The organism is Fundidesulfovibrio agrisoli (assembly GCF_022808715.1).
In the GTDB taxonomy this organism is placed as follows: Bacteria; Desulfobacterota; Desulfovibrionia; order Desulfovibrionales; family Desulfovibrionaceae; genus Fundidesulfovibrio; species Fundidesulfovibrio agrisoli.
Genome location: NZ_JAKZKX010000004.1, coordinates 126,116 through 142,770, shown reverse-complemented (window position 1 = coordinate 142,770; position 16,655 = coordinate 126,116). Strand labels below are relative to the sequence as shown.

Here is a 16,655-nt window from a genome sequence, read left to right as displayed (position 1 = left end):
CGGGTTCCGTCAGCCCTGGGGCGGCTCACTTGCCTGCCGGGGCCCCGGCCTCGTACATGCGCGCCAGGATTTCGTCCGCCCCCCGCGCCAGCACCTCTTCGGCCACGGCCCGGCCCAGCGCCTCGGCCTCGCCGCGCGGGGCGGAGAGCTCGGCGCGGATGAGCGCCGATCCCTCGGGGTCCGCCACCAGCCCGGTCAGCACCAGCTGGTCCCCTTCCACCCGGGCGGAACCGGCGATGGGCACCTGGCAGCCGCCCTGGAGCCGCTCCAGGAAGGCGCGCTCGGCCAGCACGGCGTCGCGGGTGCCGGGGTGGTCCAGAAAGGCGGTCAGGGCGGCCACGCGCTCGTCGGCAGCGCGGCGCTCCAGGCCCAGGGCTCCCTGGGCCACGGCGGGCAGGAACTCGGGCGGGCCCAGGCGCACCATGTGCGGCGCGGTGATGCCCAGGCGGTTGAGCCCGGCGGCGGCCACCACGATGGCGTCGTACTGGCCCTCGAGCAGCTTGTTCACGCGCGTGTCCAGGTTGCCGCGCAGCATGCGGATGTCCAGGTCCGGGCGGATGGCCAGCAGTTGGGCCTGCCTGCGCAGGCTGGAGGTGCCGACGCTGGCCCCCCGGGGCAGGGCTTCGAGGCTGGCGTAATGCACGGAGAGCAGCATGTCCGCGTGGTCCTCGCGCTGGGGGATGGCGTCCAGCACCAGGCCCTCGTGGCGCTCCACGGGCACGTCCTTCATGGAGTGCACGGCCAGGTCGGCCCGGCCGTCGGCCAGGGCTTCCTCGATCTCCTTCACGAACAGGCCCTTGCCGCCCACCTTGGCCAGGGGGACGTCCAGGATCTTGTCGCCCTGGGTCTTGAGGATGAGCAGCTCCACCGTGAGGCCCGGGTGTTCGGCCTCCAGCAGGGACTTGATGTGGTTGGCCTGCCAAAGGGCCAGCTTGCTTCCCCTGGTGGCAATTGTGATGGTCATTTGCACGTCGAACAGCTCCCGCCGGAACATCCGGCGCAGCCCCCGCCCGAAGGCACCGAGGCAGGCACGGTGTTGCCCTGGTAGCCGCCGGGGTTGTGCCCGGCGGTGTGGCGGCAGGCGCTCATGAGCTTGCCGGTGTTGGCGGAGCCGCACTTGGGGCACGGAGGCTTCCTGTCGCCGAAGACGAGCTCCTCGAAGTCGCAGCCGCAGTCCTCGCAGCGATATTCATAGATGGGCATGTGTTCTCCTTGGCGGCGCGCTCAGGCCTTCTGGTCCAGCCAGGGCTTAAGCTCCGCCACAGCTTCGAAAAGATAGTGGTCCGCCAGCTTGCAGAGCATGTGCCCGGCGGCGATGTGCACTTCCTGGATCAGCGCCGTCACCGTGTGCGGCACCAGCAGGGCGTGGTCCGAAAGGCCCACGATGGCCCCGTTGCGCCCGGCCATGCCCACGGTGGTCAGCCCCTTCTCGCGAGCGGCGCGCATGGCCGCCAGCACGTTGGGGCTGTTGCCCGAGGTGGATATGCCCACCAGCACGTCGCCGGCACGGCCCAGGGCCTGCACCTGCTTGGCGAAAACCAGATCGAACCCGTAGTCGTTGCCGATGGCAGTAAGTATGGACGTGTCCGTGGTCAAGGCCAGGGCGGGCAGGGGCGGCCTCTCCAGCTGGAAGCGGTTCACGAACTCCGCGGCCAGGTGCTGGCAGTCGGAGGCGGAGCCCCCGTTGCCGCAGAAGAGGATCTTGCCGCCGCGCGCCAGGCACAGGGCCAGGGTGCGCCCCACCGCCACCACGGCCTGGGCGTTGTCGCGGAAGAAGCGCTCCCGCAGCTCGGCCCCCTCGCGGGCGTGTTCCAGGACCAGTTCCAGGGCGTCTGCTGTCACGATGGCACCTCCTGGCCGTCCGGTTCGTCGGGTGGTGTGGTGGTAACCAAAAGGCGCGCGGAAGACAACGCCGAACCACCCTACAGCCAGTTGCTTTGGCAGGCAATCCGGGCTATTGGATTTTGTCTCATCATCCTGGCCCGCAGCTGGCCATTGCCGCATTTTTGAAAGTCTGCATCCCGGGAATCAGGGGTTTTTTGCATTTTTGTACTTTTTTTCCTTGTGCGATTCGGATATTGAGATTCGGCCAACCGGGTGGCGTGTGCCCGGGGTGTTGTCCTCCCGCCGAGGACGTCCGCAAACCTCAACTACGGAGCGGTCAATGAAAAAACTCCTCGTTGCCTTGCTGGTCGCGGCATTCGCCTTCCCGGCTGCCGCCTTTGGCGCCGACACCATCAAAATCGGCTTCAACATCCCCCTCACCGGCGACATCCCCAAGGTCGGCGAGATGAGCAAGGACGCGGCCGAGATGCTCAAGGAGAAGGTCAACGGCGCTGGCGGCCTCGACGTTGGCGGCAAGAAGTACATGCTGGACTTCGTCTACGTGGACAACGAGGCTAAGGCCGAGTCTGCCGTGAACGCCGCTCTGAAGCTGATCGAGGGCGAGAAGGTGCTGGCCATGGTCGGCCCCCAGGGTTCCGGCCGCGCCATCCCCGCCGCCGAAGTGGCCAACAACAACAAGACCGTGATGATCTCGGGCTGGTCCACCAACCCCAAGACCACCCTCGACCGCCCCTACGTTTTCCGCGCCTGCTTCCTCGACGACTTCCAGGGCCCCGTGGCCGCCAAGTTCGCCACCGAGCAGCTGAAGGCCAAGAAGGCCGCCGTGCTCTTCGACGTGGCCTCCGACTACCCCAAGGGCCTCTCCGAGTTCTTCAAGAAGGATTTCGAGAAGCTGAACGGCCCCGGCTCCGTGGTCGCCTATGAAACCTTCACCACCAAGGACGTGGACTTCTCGGCCCAGCTGACCAAGATCATCAAGGCCAAGCCCGACGTCCTGTTCACCCCCCAGTACTACAACGAAGTGCCCCTGATCGTTAAGCAGGCCCGCGAGCTGGGCTACACCGGCCCCATCCTGGGTTCCGACTCCTGGGGCTCCGCCGAGCTGATGGCCCTGTGCGGCGACGACTGCAAAGGCCAGTACTTCGTCACCCACTACGCCGCCGCCGGCGCAAAGGGCGCCACCAAGGAATTCATCGACGCCTTCAACGCCAAGTTCAAGCAGATCCCCGACGACGTGGGCGCCCTGACCTGGGACGCCACCGGCATGGTTCTGGCCGCCATCCAGAAGATGGGCGCCATCTCCGGCGACCTCCCCAAGGACCGCGAGGCCCTGCGCAACGCCATGGCCACCATGCGCGACTACGCCGGCATCACCGGCAAGATGAGCTTCGACGGCAAGACCGGCGACCCCATCAAGTGCGCCGTGATCGTCAAGATCAGCGACAAGGGTGAATTCACCTTCCACGAGTCCGTCTGTCCGTAACCGCCCCGCACGGGCGCGGGGGAGCGATCCCCCGCGCCCGTTTTTGTTGTTCACTGCATCCTCGGCCCATAATCCGTCAGCCTCGGGACAGGTCATGCTCGAAACCGTCATCCAACAGGCGCTCAACGCCTTGCAGCTGGGGAGCTACTACTCCCTCATCGCCCTGGGCTATTGCCTGGTCTACGGCGTGCTGCTGCTCATCAACTTCGCCCACGGCGACATCTTCATGGTGGGGGCCTACATCGCCTTCTTCGCCGCCACCTACATCATGGGGCAGCACGCGCTGATCCCGCCCAACTCGCCCATCATGGTGAAGCTGGTGTTCGCCGGGTTCTTCGCCCTCATCGTCACGGCCGCGGTCTCCTTCGCCATCAAGAAGAAGCCGCAGGCCCCCGGGCGGAAGAACTACAGCTACCCCGCCATCCTCGGGGGCATCTTCATCACCGTCACGGCCGCCATCTACTACTGGGGCCAGGGCATGAAGCTCGAGACCGGGGCGGACAAGATCCTGGTCTTCGCAGTCACCATGCCCCTGACAATGATCCTCACCTCGGTGGTGGGAGTGTTCATCGAGCGCGTGGCCTACAAGCCGCTCAGGCTCAAGGGCGCCAACCGGCTCTACGTGGTCATCACGGCGCTCATGATGGGCATCATCCTGGAGTACGGCAACCTCTCGCTGCTTGGCACGAGCCGCCTCTCCTACCCCACGCTCCTGCCGCGCGTCGTGTTCGACGTGGCCGGGGCCAAGATTTCGATCACCAAGCTCACGGCCATCGCCGCGAGCTTCCTGATGTTCGCGCTCCTGCAATGGATCGTGACCCGCACCAAGCTGGGCATGGCCATGCGGGCCGTCTCCTACGACAAGTTCGCGGTGCCGCTCATGGGCATCCCCCTGGACGCGGTGATCGTGTTCACCTTCTTCCTGGGCTCCTCCATGGCGGGCATGGCGGGCATGCTCTACGCCATGAACTTCCCCGTGCTCGACCCCTTCATGGGCGCGCTGGTGGGCTGGAAGGCCTTCGTGGCGGCGGTGGTGGGCGGCATCGGCGACATCCGCGGCGCCTTCGTCGGCGGGTTCCTGCTGGCCTTCCTGGAGGTCATCGTGGCGGCGGTGTTCAGCTCGGAGCTGCGCGACCTGATCAGCTTCACCATCCTGCTGGGCATCCTGACCTGGAAGCCCACCGGCCTCTTCGGCAAACCCAAAACCACGAAGATATAGCCATGGGAAACCGCATCACAGTACCCGCGGCGCTCTGCGCCCTGCTCTTTCTCATGGTGGCCATGCCCCACGTAGGCCTGCTGGGCCAGTACGGCGTCACATTCCTGTGCACGATGGGCATCTATATCATCCTTTCAGCCAGCCTGAACCTGGTCAACGGCTACATGGGCGAGTTCTCCTGCGGCCACGCGGGGTTCATGGCCGTGGGGGCCTACACCTCGTCCGTCGCGGGGGTCTTCCTCTTCGTGCCGGACCAGGTGTTCGGCCAGCCCTGGCTGCCCATGGCGCTCACGCCCTTCGCCTTCCCGATCATCCTGGCCGCGGGCTTCATCGCGGCGGCGCTGGCCGGGCTGGTGGTGGCCGTCCCCTCCTTCAAGACGCGCGGCGACTACCTGGCGGTCATCACCCTGGCGGCCAGCTACATCATCAAGAGCGCCATCGAGAACGTCGAAGCCGTGGGCGGCCCCAGAGGCTTCGCGGGCATGGGCAAGATCGTCCAGGGCATGGACTCCATGGCCCCCATCCCCTGGATGCTGGTCTGGATCTTCCTTGGCGTCACCTTCACCATCTGGATCCTGCGCCGCTTCGTGTACTCCACCTACGGCAAGGGCGTCATGGCCATCCACCAGGACGAAGTGGCCGCCGAGATCATGAGCGTGAACACCAACAAGATGAAGCTCATCGCCTTCATGCTCTCCTCGGGGCTGGCGGGGCTGGCGGGCGGGCTCTACGCCTACCTCATCAGCTTCGTGAACCCGGCCTCCTTCACCATCCTGCGCTCCACGGAGTGCCTGGTGATGGTCTACCTGGGCGGCATGGGTTCGCTCTCGGGTTCGGTGCTCTCGGCCATCGTGTTCGCGATCCTGCTGGAGTTCCTCAAGCCGCTGGAGCAGCTCAAGTGGGTCGCCATCCCGCTTCTGCTGATCCTGCTCATGCAGTTCCGGCCCGAGGGCATCATGGGCAACCGCGAGCTCTCCGACGTGTTCCCCAAACTCAAGCGCTTCTATAGGTTCAAATAGCCATGGCCCTGCTCGAAATCAAAGATCTCACCCAGCGTTTCGGCGGGCTCATCGCGGTCAACGACTTCTCGGTGACCATGGAAGGCCGCGAGCTCAACGCCCTCATCGGCCCCAACGGGGCGGGCAAAACCACCGTGTTCAACCTGGTCAGCGGGTTCTACCAGCCCACCACCGGCTCCATCACGATCAACGGGGTGGACACCCGGGGCATGAAGCCCCACCAGGTGACCTCCCTGGGCGTGGCCCGCACCTTCCAGAACATCCGGCTCTGGAACGACATGACCGTGCTCGACAACATCCGCGTCAGCCAGCACTACCGCCTGGGCTACTCCCTGGCGGACGCCCTGCTGCGCACCCGGCGCTACGCCGACCGCGAGGCCGCCATCGAGCGCACGGCCATGGAGCTCCTGGAGTTCATGGGCATGAAGGACCTGGCCAACGAGTTCCCGCCCAACCTCTCCTACGGCATCCAGCGCAAGGTGGAGATAGCCCGCGCGCTCTCCACCAAGCCCAAGCTGCTCCTGCTGGACGAGCCCGCGGCGGGCCTGCCCTCCACGGACGTGGTGGAGCTCATCAAGCTCATCGAATGGATCCACAAGGAGTTCGACCTGGCCATCTGGATGATCGAACACCAGATGACGGTGGTCATGAGCCTGTGCCAGTGGATCAAGGTCATCGACTTCGGCGCCACCATCGCCGAGGGCACCCCCGAGGACATCCGCAACAATCCCACGGTCATCAAGGCGTACCTGGGAGACGAGGCCATCTGATGCTTTCCGTCACGAATCTGAAGGTCAAATACGGCAACATCGAGGCCCTGCACGGCGTCTCCTTCACCGTGAACAAGGGCGAGATCGTCACCCTCATCGGGGCCAACGGCGCGGGCAAGACCACCACGCTGCTCTCCATCGCCCGCCTGGGGCCGCCCGAAGGCCCCAAGGTGATCCAGGGCGACATCGCCTTCGACGGCGCGAGCCTGCTCAACATGCCCGCGCACCTGGTGGTGGCCAACCTGCACATGGTCCTGGTGCCCGAAGGCCGCCACATCTTCGGCAACCTCTCGGTCATGGACAACCTGACCCTGGCCACCTACGCCCGCAAGGACAAGGAGAACCTCCCCCGCGACCTGGACTTCGTGTTCGAGCTGTTCCCCCGCCTGGGCGAGCGCCGCAAGCAGCGCGCCGAGTCGCTCTCCGGCGGCGAGCAGCAGATGCTGGCCGTGAGCCGCGCCCTGATGAGCGGCGCGGAGTTCATCCTGCTGGACGAGCCCAGCATGGGCCTGGCCCCGCTTCTGATGTACGACATGTTCCGCTCGCTCAAGCGCCTCAACCAGCAGGGCATGACCATCCTCCTGGTGGAGCAGAACGCCCGCCTGGCACTGGACTTCGCCCACAGGGGCTACGTGCTGGACACCGGGCGCATCGTGGCCGAGGGCCCCTGCGACGAACTGCGCGACAACCCCGAGGTGAAGAAAGCCTACCTGGGCGGGTGATCCATGGCGGAATTCGCCCCCATCGGGCGCATTACCGACGAGCAGTGCGTGAGCCTGATCGGCATCGCCGGGGCGGGCAAGTCCACCCTGGGCGAGGCCCTGGCCGCGCGCCTGGACTGGGCCCACCTGGACACGGACCGGCTCATCGAATCCACCTGGGGCCAACCCCTGCAGACCATTCTGGACGAACGCGGCCTCCCCGGCTTCATGGCCGTGGAGGAGGCCGTGGTCTCCACGCTGGGGGTCAAGCGCACGGTCATCTCCACGGGCGGAAGCGTGGTCTACAGCAAGGCCGCCATGGCCCGCCTCAAGTCGCTTGGCCCCGTGATCCACCTGCGCATCGAACTGGACACCTTCCTTGATCGCGTGCGCGACGCCTCGGGCAGGGCCTTCGTGCGCCCGGCCGGGCTCTCCCTGGCGGACGTGTACGCAGAGCGCGAGCCGCTGTACCTGGCGGCCTGCGACTTCCACGTCTGCACCGACGCCCTGGACGTGAACGCCTGCGTGGAGCACTGCGTGGAGAAGCTGGCCGCCCTGCTCGCCCGCGACTGAGCCCGGGCTTGGCCTGCCCAGATCAGCCCGCGTCAGGCCGATCCTTGCCTGATCGTGCCTGATCGAGCCGGGCCGGGCAGAGCCGCCCGCAAAGGCCCGGCGTGCGTCCGTTGCCGCGTGCGGCGCGCAAACCCCTTCCATTCCCGGCCCCATCCTTGTATCTTCCCGCCCGCAAACATCCCATCCGGCGGGCCAGTCCGCCGCAAGGTCTCAAAACGTATGAAATTCACCAGCAAGCGCGTGCTGCTCAAGCGCCTCGCCGCGCTCTACGACCAGATGGCCAAGGCCTACGCATCCTCCTCCCCGGAGGGGTTCACTTGCGAAGGCTGCACGCAGAACTGCTGCGTGAGCCACTTCCAGCACCACACCCACATCGAGTGGCGCTACCTCTGGGACGGCCTGGAGGCCCTGCCGGAAGAGAAGCGCGCCCTCTACATCCAGCGCGCCCGGGAGAACGTTCTCCAAGCCGGGCAGGCCCTGGCCGCGGGCGAGATTCCGCGCGTGATGTGCCCCGTGAACGACGAGGGCCGCTGCGGCATCTACCAGCACCGCCTGATGATCTGCAGGCTCTACGGCGTGCCCAACATGTTCCTCTCCCGCTCCGGGATCAGGCAGTTTCCCGGCTGCCCGGTCTGCATGGAGGCCATCGGCGACAGCGCCCACGAACGCATGGACCGCACCCCGCTCTACCGCGAGCTGGCCGCGCTGGAGATGGAATTCCTGGGCAGCAGGCGCAACCAGGCCCCCAAGGTGGACATGACCCTGGCCGAGATGATCGTGGCCGGGCCGCCGAAGCCTTAGAGCATTCCGGCTTTTCCTTAATTGACCAAACCGGGCCCTAACCGTATTCTCGACCCATGCATCAGCGTACAGTCTTCATTGCATCTCCGGCCAGACTCTTGTGCCTGGTTCTGTGCCTCTTCCTTCTGGCCGCCTGGCATCCCGCGGAAAGCTTCGCGGCCTCGAAATCGAAACACAAACAGGCCGATGCCACCCATGAGGCCAAGAGTGCGTCCCGCACGAAGGCCAAATCCGGCGGCAAACAGGGCAAGCGCTCCAAATCATCCCGGAAAGCGGCGGCGGCCTCGGCCCAGCAAGGCTTCCACCTGAACGTCAAGGCCGCCTACCTCATGAACATGAGCAACGGGAAGGTCTACTACACCCAGAACCCCGACGAACGCATCCCGCCCGCGTCCATCACCAAGGTCCTCACGCTCTACCTGATCCGCGAAGCCCTGGCCCAGGGCCGCATCAAGGACAGCACCCCCATACCGGTCTCCGCCCTGGCCATCCGCACGGGCGGGTCCACCATGTCGCTGTACAAGGGGGAGAAGGTTCCCCTTTCCGAGATCATCCGGGGCATCAGCGTGGTTTCGGCCAACAACGCCTGCATCGCCGTGGCCGAATACATGGGCAAGGGCGACTCCCGGAAGTTCGTGGCCCAGATGAACGCCACCGCAAGAAGCCTGGGCATGAGCCGCAGCGTGTTCAAGAACCCCAACGGCCTGCCCGCCACGGGCCAGTTCTCCACGGCGCACGACATCGCCGCGCTCTCTGCCGCCTATCTGCGGCGCTTCCCGGAATCCCTGGCCATCCACTCCATGACCTCGCACACCTACCACGGGCAGACGCACCACAACGCCAACTCCCTGCTCAGCTGCTACGAAGGGGCCGACGGCCTCAAGACGGGCTTCGTCTGCGCCTCGGGCTACAACATCACGGCCACGGCCAAGCGCGGCAACACGCGCCTGATCGCGGTGGTGCTCGGCGCGCGCAACCCCATCGCCCGCCAGGTGGAGACCACCCGCCTGCTGGACTACGGCTTCGAGAAGGCCGCCACCGACACCGCAACCGCGCCCGCACCGACACCCAGAAAGCAGAAGGGCAAGCACAGGAAATCCTGAGCCCCCGCCCTACGCCATCGCCTCGGCAACCCTCACCGCAAAGCGACAGCGCCCCGCCAACCGGGGCGCTTTTTTTTGCCTGCTTCGCCTTCTCGGCCCCACAGCCCCCGAACGTCGTTCGCGTCACGAAGGCACTCGGCGAGACGGCGCTTGCCGCCCGTACCAATAGCCACGCGGCTCAAACGCGGCGGCCCAGGCTGAAACCGCGCCCCGTTCCGCTCTGCGGAACGCTAACCATTCACGAACACGGTGGAAATTTTTTTCGCGCCAACTCCGGGCGCAACTCTTCGCAATGGCGAATAATCCTGTGAGCGGAACGCTAAAACCGGATTCACGCTCATTTTGTTCGTTGACATTGCCACCGGCTCCGGTCATCAATCAGCTCGTCCGGATCGACAAACATGTCATTTTCACCGGCCGGGGCACCCCCGCCGAAGCGTGTCGGGCGAATTTCAGGCAGGAACCCTCAACAAGGACTCACTTCCATGATCATCGGCATCCCCAAGGAAATCAAACCGCAGGAAAACCGCGTTGCCATGACCCCTGGCGGCGTCGCCTCCCTGGTGCGCGCCGGCCACACCGTTCTGGTCGAGGAAGGCGCGGGCATCGGCAGCGGCCTGACCAACGAGGAATACGTGAAGGCCGGGGCCGCCCTGGTCTCCGCCGAGAAGGCCTGGGGCGCTCAGATGGTCGTCAAGGTCAAGGAGCCCATCCCCAGCGAGTACGGCTTCCTGCGCCCCGACCTGCTGCTGTTCACCTACCTGCACCTGGCCGCCGCCGAGGGCCTGACCCGCGCCCTGCTCGACTCCAAGTGCACCGGCATCGCCTACGAGACCGTGCAGCTCCCCGACGGCAGCCTGCCCCTGCTGACCCCCATGTCCGAAGTGGCGGGCCGCATGGCTCCCCAGGTCGGCGCACACTGCCTGGAGAAGTACCAGGGCGGCCGCGGCATCCTGCTGGGCGGCGTGCCCGGCGTGGCCCCCGGCAACGTGGTGGTGCTGGGCGGCGGCGTGGTCGGCACCAACGCCGCCAAGATCGCCCTGGGCTTCGGCGCCAAGGTGACCATGATGGACGTGTCCCACAAGCGCCTGCAGTATCTGGACGACGTGTTCGGCGGCCGCCTGACCACCATCACCTCCACCGAGCCCAACATCTGGGAAGCCGTGGCCCAGGCCGACCTGGTGGTGGGCGCGGTGCTCATCGTGGGCGCCAAGGCCCCGCACCTGGTCACCCGCGACATGCTCAAGGTGATGAAGGAAGGCTCCGTGATCGTCGACGTCTCCGTCGACCAGGGCGGCTGCGTCGAGACCATCAAGCCCACCACCCACTCCGACCCCACCTACGTCATCGACGGCGTGGTGCACTACGGCGTGGCCAACATGCCCGGCGCCGTGCCCCGCACCTCCACCTTCGCCCTGACCAACCAGACCCTGCCCTACGCCATGAAGCTGGCCAACAAGGGCCTGGACGCCCTGCGCGAAGACTCCAGCCTGCTGCCCGGTCTGAACACCCACAAGGGCCTGCTCACCTACAAGGCCGTGGGCGAAGCCTTCAACATCGCCTCTGTGCCCCCCGCGGAAGCCCTGTAGGCCTTTCCGCGTTACAGACGACCAAAGCCCGGGGCGAAAGCCCCGGGCTTTTTTGTTGCCGGGCTGGATTTCCTCCCGGAATGCCCGATAACCGCCACAGAACCGTCACTATTCTTTTCTCGGACCACAACGGAAAACACTTGCGCCCACCGGCAGTTTGGCTACCTTGCGCGCCATGGCCGACACCGACAACGCCCTCCGGCAGCCCAGGCGCAGCAAGCGCGAGCTGGGCATGTTCCTTGCCTTCAAGCCGGGGCAGTCCGTGATGGTGCAAATACCCACGGACCCGCAGCGCTACTGGGGCCGCATCATCGGCACCGACCCCTACGACTGCTTCATCCTCAAGCTGCCCATGGTGCCGGGCATCCTGCGCATGGCCACGGCGGGGGCCGTGCTGACCCTGCGCATGGAGTCCGAGGGGGAGCTCTACGGCTTCAGCTGCGAGGTCATCTCGGCCATCTTCAAGCCCGCGCCGCTGCTGGTGCTCTCCTACCCGACCTCCACTGAGCGGCTGCAGCTTCGCAGCCACAAGCGCGTGCGCTGCCTGATACCCGGCATCCTGGGCAACGACTTCTTCAACTCCCAGGCCTTCATGGTGGATGTGAGCCGGGGCGGGTGCAGGCTGCTCTTGGACATGTTCCAGAAACAGAAGATCGTGAACCTCATGTCCGGCGACAAGGCAGAACTGAGCATCTCGCTGGATTCGCTCACCCCCCTGCGCCTGAGCACAGAGGTGGTCAACATCCAGGACCAGGGCCAGGGCCGCTTCGTGAGCGCCCGCTTCGACGAGGAGGACGCCGACAGCCAGAGCGCCCTCGCCGAATTCATGACCCGCCTGGAAGCCATCGAGGCCCTGCTGGACAACCCCGGCAAGAACTGACCGCCAAGCGACTGTCCGCCCCTGAAACGGAGGCTTTCGGCGCCCCATCGGAACCAAGAAATGATATCGCACCTGGCAATTGGATCGTACGTCTTTTGTCTGCTGCTCGTCATTTTCCAGTACGGCAAGCCCCGCGAGCAAACCATCCCGTACCTGGTCACGGCGAAAGCCCTGCAAGGCACCGGGTCGCTGCTGCTTGGCAAGCTGGGGCCCGGCCCGGACTATTTCACCGTGCTGACGGCCAACAGCCTTCTGCTCGCGGGTTGCGCCTACGAGGCCTGGGCCGTGCTGCACATCACCGGCTCCGACTCGCCGCGCCGCCTGCGCCTGGCCGCATTGGCGGGCATTCTCGCCGCCTGCGCCGCCACTTGGTTCCTGCCCCCCCCTGGCAGAACCGCCACCGTCTTCCTGCTGCATGTCGTCTTCTACGCCATTCCGGCGGCCGCCCTGCTGCGTCCGGGTCGGTTCGGCCACGGGCTGCGCCGCACCTTGGGCGCCGGCTTCGCCATGCTGGCGGCCATGTTCCTCTGGCTGACCGTGCTCGCCCTCATGCCGGACGGCCAGGGGATGCCCGCCTTCCACTCCTTCCTGGAAGTGTTCGTGCAGCCCGCCATCTACAGCTTGATGCTCGCCAGCGGGTTCAGCCTGGTGCTGCTCTCCCGCGAGAGGGGCGACTACGAACTCATGATGGCCCAGCGCGACCTCCAGGAATCCAACCGGAAGCTCGCGGCCCTGAGCAGGACCGACTGGCTGACGGGCATCGCCAACAGGGGCCACTTCGAGGAGGCGCTGGCCAGGGAGTATGCGCGCCACACGCGCTCAGGGGCCCCCCTCTCCCTGCTGATCCTGGATATCGACCACTTCAAGGAATTCAACGACCGCTACGGGCACCCCGAGGGCGACGACTGCCTGCGGCGCATCGGCGACGTCCTGACGGCCTGCGCGTCACGCGCGGATGACCTTGCGGCGCGCTACGGCGGCGAGGAGTTCGCCTGCATCCTGCCCGCCACGGACCCGAAGGGGGCCCTTGGCATCGCCGAAGAGATTCTGCGGGCCATCCGGGGCCTGGCGATCCCGCACGACATGTCCCGCAGCGCCGACCGCATCACCGCCAGCATCGGCCTGGTCACCGCCCTTTGCACGGGGGACGGCTCCCCGAAGGATCTCGTGGCCCTGGCCGACCGCCAGCTCTACAAGGCCAAATCCGACGGCAGGAACCGCGTGGCGTCGGCCGAGGCCGGCGTGGCCTGACCCGCATCCCCCAAAGCCGCAAGCCCCTTCGCCTCTCTCCCCTCCGTGACCGTTTGGTGTCAAAACGTGAGCAAGCCCGGCACGGGTTGTTCTTTCTTCCATCTATGCATAGCCACATGGACTATGAGGAAACCAGATTCAGACAGGCACACCGCTGCCAAGTCCTCCCGTGAGCTTCCGGCCTTCTGCGGCCTGGGCCTCGGCGTGGACGCGGCGCTGTTCCGTGCCGCCCGCATCGCTCTCGCGCCCACCCGGGCGCGGCGGGCAACGGACAAGCCGCCTGCGGTCTGCGATCCCGTGCGTCCCTGGGGAATCGAGCTTCAGCTTACCCTCAACCGTCAGACCCGTGCAGGCTGATGCAACCTCTTGGCAGGAGGGAGAGTATGTCTCTTGAAAGGCGAGAATTTCTTAAACTGAGCGCCGCCACCGTGGCCTTTACCGCCTTCGGCGGTCTGGGCCTGGACCTGACCACGGTCCAGGCGGCGGCTGATCTGTCCAAGCTCAAGGGCAGCAAGCAGACCACCTCGGTGTGCTGCTACTGCTCCGTGGGCTGCGGCCTGATCGTCTCCACCGGCTTGGAAGGCAAGGGCCGCGCCGTGAACGTGGAAGGCGACCCGGACCATCCCATCAACGAAGGGTCCCTGTGCCCCAAGGGCGCCTCCATCTGGCAGCTCACCGAGAACGACAAGCGCATCACCAAGGTGCTCTACCGCGCCCCCAACTCGGACAAGTGGCAGGTGAAGAGCTACGAGTGGGCCCTGGACGAGATCGCCAAGCGCGTGAAGAAAGTGCGCGACGCGGCCTTCATCGCCAAGGACGCCAAAGGCCAGACCGTCAACCGCCTGGAAGCCATCGCCTCCGTGGGCTCGGCCGCCATGGACAACGAGGAGTGCTGGATCTACCAGCAGATGCTCCGTGCCTTGGGCCTTACATACATCGAACATCAGGCCCGTATCTGACACAGCGCAACTGTAGCGGCTCTGGCAGAGTCGTTCGGACGCGGTGCGATGACCAACCACTGGATCGACCTTAAGAACAGTGATTGTATTTTTGTAATCGGCTCCAACCCCGCCGAAAACCACCCCATTTCCTTCAAGTGGATCATGCGGGCCAAGGACGCGGGCGGCAAGCTCATCTGCGTCGACCCCCGCTTCACCAAGACGGCCGGCAAGGCGGACTTCTACGCCCCGATCCGCTCCGGATCGGACATCGCCTTCTTCGGCGGCTTCATCAGCTACATCCTGGCCAACGACCTCATGTTCAAGGACTATGTGGTCAACTACACCAACGCCTCCTTCATCGTGGGCGACGCCTACGACTTCAAGGACGGCATGTTCTCGGGCTACAACGCCGAGAAGAAGGCCTACGACAAGTCCAAGTGGGCCTTCGCCAAGGACGAGGCGGGGATCGTCAAGAAGGATCCCTCCCTGCAGAACCCCCGCTGCGTCTACCAGCTGATGAAGAAGCACTACGAGCGCTATACGCTCAAGGCCGTCTCCGACATCACCGGCTGCGCCCAGGACAAGCTGGAGCAGTGCTACAAGCTCTACGGCGCCACCGGCGCGCCCGAGAAGACCGGCACCATGCTCTACGCCATGGGCCAGACCCAGCACACCGTGGGCGTGCAGAACATCCGCGCTATGTCCATCATCCAGCTGCTGCTGGGCAACATCGGCGTGGCGGGCGGCGGCATCAACGCTCTGCGCGGCGAAGCCAACGTCCAGGGCTCCACGGACCAGGGCCTGCTCTTCCACATCCTGCCCGGCTACGTGCCCACGCCCGCGGCCTCCATGCAGGAGCTCAAGACCTACAACGAGAAGAACACCCCCGTCAGCAAGGACCCCAAGTCCATCAACTGGTGGGGCAACAGGCCCAAGTACCTGGCCAGCTACCTCAAGGCCATCTACCCCAAGCAGAAGCCTGAGGATGCCTACAAGTGGCTGCCCAAGGTCGAAGACGGCAAGGACTACTCCTGGCTGACCCTCTTCGACGAGATGTACAAGGGCGCCTTCAAGGGCTTCTTCGCCTGGGGCCAGAACCCCGCCGCCTCCACCGCCAACTGCGGCAAGGTGCGCGAGGCCATGACCAAGCTGGACTGGATGGTCACGGTGAACATCTTCGACACCGAGACCGCCTCCTTCTGGAAGGGCCCTGGCATGGATCCCAAGAAGATCAAGACCGAGGTCTTCTTCCTGCCCTGCTGCGTCTCCATCGAGAAGGAAGGCTCCATCTCCAACTCGGGCCGCTGGATGCAGTGGCGCTACCCCGGCCCGGCGCCGCTGGGCGGCACCAAGCCCGACGGCGACCTGATCTATGAGCTCTTCGAGAAGATCAAGGGCCTGTACGCCAAGGACAAAAAGGCCGTCTTCCCCGATCCCATCGTCAATCTCAATTGGGACATCGCCACCAATCACGTCTTCGACCCCCACAAGGTGGCCAAGCTGATCAACGGCTACTTCCTGAGCGAGAAGACCATCGGCGACAAGACCTACAAGGCCGGCGACCCGGTGCCCAGCTTCGCCCTGCTCCAGGACGACGGCTCCACCTGCTCCGGCAACTGGATCTACGCCGGTTCCTACACCGACAAGAACATGGCCGCCCGCCGCGACAAGACCCAGACCCCCATGCAGGAGAAGATCGGCCTGTACCCGGGCTGGACCTGGTGCTGGCCGGTGAACCGCCGCATCATCTACAACCGCGCCTCCGTGGACCCGCAGGGCAAGCCCTACCAGCCCACCAAGCCGGTCATCGAATGGCAGGACGGCAAGTGGGTGGGCGACGTGCCCGACGGCCCGTGGCCGCCGATGGCCGACGAGAAGGGCAAGTACGCCTTCATCATGACCACCGAAGGCTTCGCCCAGCTCTACGGCCCCGGCCGCAACGACGGCCCCTTCCCCGAGCACTACGAGCCCATGGAATGCCCCATTCCGGAGCATCCGTTCTCCAAGGTGCTGAACAACCCCACGGCGCTCAAGTTCACGGGCAACAGGGAAGGCCACGCCTCCTGCGACCCGCGCTTCCCGTTCATCTGCTCCACCTACCGGGTCACCGAGCACTGGCAGACGGGCGTCATGACCCGCTGGACCCCCTGGCTGCTGGAAGCCGAACCCCAGATGTTCGTGGAGATGAGCCCCGAGCTGGCCGCACTGCGCGGCATCAAGGGCGGCGACAAGTGCACCGTGGAGTCCGCGCGCGGCAGCCTCTGGGCCATCGCCATCGTCACGGAGCGCATGCGCCCCATGCAGGTCATGGGTCAGACCGTGCACATGGTCGGCATCCCCTGGCACTTCGGTTGGGTCTACCCCAAGGACGGCGGCGACTCCGCCAACCTGCTCACGGCCTCCGTGGGCGACCCCAACACCGGCATTCCCGAGACCAAGGCCTTCATGGTCAACGTGAAAAAGGCTTAGGGAGGTAATCG

The 16,655-nt window shown here is 65.7% G+C and carries 15 protein-coding genes; 12 read left to right on the top strand and 3 right to left on the bottom strand.

Going from position 1 to position 16,655, the window contains the following annotated elements; genetic code table 11:
- Positions 1 to 25: 25 nt before the first annotated feature.
- Genes hemC through MLE27_RS04605 form a run of 3 tightly spaced genes read right to left on the bottom strand, consistent with a single transcriptional unit; the run spans position 26 to position 1,842 of the window.
- Complete coding sequence (hemC, locus tag MLE27_RS04615) at positions 26 to 964, bottom strand: hydroxymethylbilane synthase (RefSeq protein WP_279355676.1); 939 nt, start codon at positions 962 to 964, stop codon at positions 26 to 28.
- Positions 961 to 1,203, bottom strand: coding sequence for an FmdB family zinc ribbon protein (locus MLE27_RS04610; protein ID WP_243310711.1), 243 nt, complete (start codon positions 1,201 to 1,203; stop codon positions 961 to 963). Before MLE27_RS04610 ends, hemC begins: the two co-directional genes overlap by 4 nt.
- Before the next feature lie 21 nt (positions 1,204 to 1,224).
- A complete protein-coding gene (locus MLE27_RS04605; RefSeq protein ID WP_243310710.1) occupies positions 1,225 to 1,842 on the bottom strand; it encodes a D-sedoheptulose 7-phosphate isomerase in 618 nt (205 codons plus the stop codon).
- A 322-nt stretch (positions 1,843 to 2,164) separates the two neighbouring features.
- Between MLE27_RS04605 and MLE27_RS04600 the strand changes: the two genes are divergently transcribed.
- The 12 genes from MLE27_RS04600 (at position 2,165) to fdnG (ending at position 16,644) form a co-directional block, all read left to right on the top strand.
- The gene (locus MLE27_RS04600; protein ID WP_243310709.1) at positions 2,165 to 3,328 is read left to right on the top strand and encodes an ABC transporter substrate-binding protein; all 1,164 of its coding nucleotides are present in this window, start codon (positions 2,165 to 2,167) and stop codon (positions 3,326 to 3,328) included.
- A 94-nt stretch (positions 3,329 to 3,422) separates the two neighbouring features.
- Entirely contained in the window at positions 3,423 to 4,547 is a 1,125-nt protein-coding gene (locus MLE27_RS04595) for a branched-chain amino acid ABC transporter permease (protein WP_243310708.1), read from the top strand.
- A gap of 2 nt (positions 4,548 to 4,549) precedes the next feature.
- Positions 4,550 to 5,566, top strand: coding sequence for a branched-chain amino acid ABC transporter permease (locus tag MLE27_RS04590; RefSeq protein ID WP_243310707.1), 1,017 nt, complete (start codon positions 4,550 to 4,552; stop codon positions 5,564 to 5,566).
- A gap of 2 nt (positions 5,567 to 5,568) precedes the next feature.
- Entirely contained in the window at positions 5,569 to 6,336 is a 768-nt protein-coding gene (locus MLE27_RS04585) for an ABC transporter ATP-binding protein (protein WP_243310706.1), read from the top strand.
- Positions 6,333 to 7,058, top strand: coding sequence for an ABC transporter ATP-binding protein (locus tag MLE27_RS04580; protein WP_243310796.1), 726 nt, complete (start codon positions 6,333 to 6,335; stop codon positions 7,056 to 7,058). Before MLE27_RS04585 ends, MLE27_RS04580 begins: the two co-directional genes overlap by 4 nt.
- Before the next feature lie 3 nt (positions 7,059 to 7,061).
- A complete protein-coding gene (gene thrB, locus MLE27_RS04575) occupies positions 7,062 to 7,610 on the top strand; it encodes a homoserine kinase (protein ID WP_243310705.1) in 549 nt (182 codons plus the stop codon).
- Between the two features lie 219 nt (positions 7,611 to 7,829).
- The gene (locus MLE27_RS04570; RefSeq protein WP_243310704.1) at positions 7,830 to 8,411 is read left to right on the top strand and encodes a hypothetical protein; all 582 of its coding nucleotides are present in this window, start codon (positions 7,830 to 7,832) and stop codon (positions 8,409 to 8,411) included.
- A 56-nt stretch (positions 8,412 to 8,467) separates the two neighbouring features.
- Positions 8,468 to 9,514: a D-alanyl-D-alanine carboxypeptidase family protein gene (locus MLE27_RS04565; protein ID WP_243310703.1), complete on the top strand. Its 1,047-nt coding sequence runs from the start codon at positions 8,468 to 8,470 to the stop codon at positions 9,512 to 9,514.
- A gap of 485 nt (positions 9,515 to 9,999) precedes the next feature.
- A complete protein-coding gene (ald, locus tag MLE27_RS04560; protein WP_243310702.1) occupies positions 10,000 to 11,103 on the top strand; it encodes an alanine dehydrogenase in 1,104 nt (367 codons plus the stop codon).
- A gap of 175 nt (positions 11,104 to 11,278) precedes the next feature.
- Positions 11,279 to 11,983, top strand: a complete 705-nt coding sequence (locus MLE27_RS04555) for a flagellar brake protein (RefSeq protein ID WP_243310701.1) — start codon at positions 11,279 to 11,281, stop codon at positions 11,981 to 11,983.
- Between the two features lie 60 nt (positions 11,984 to 12,043).
- The gene (locus MLE27_RS04550; RefSeq protein WP_243310700.1) at positions 12,044 to 13,234 is read left to right on the top strand and encodes a GGDEF domain-containing protein; all 1,191 of its coding nucleotides are present in this window, start codon (positions 12,044 to 12,046) and stop codon (positions 13,232 to 13,234) included.
- Between the two features lie 383 nt (positions 13,235 to 13,617).
- Positions 13,618 to 16,644: a formate dehydrogenase-N subunit alpha gene (fdnG, locus tag MLE27_RS04545; protein WP_243310699.1), complete on the top strand. Its 3,027-nt coding sequence runs from the start codon at positions 13,618 to 13,620 to the stop codon at positions 16,642 to 16,644.
- Positions 16,645 to 16,655: the final 11 nt, after the last annotated feature.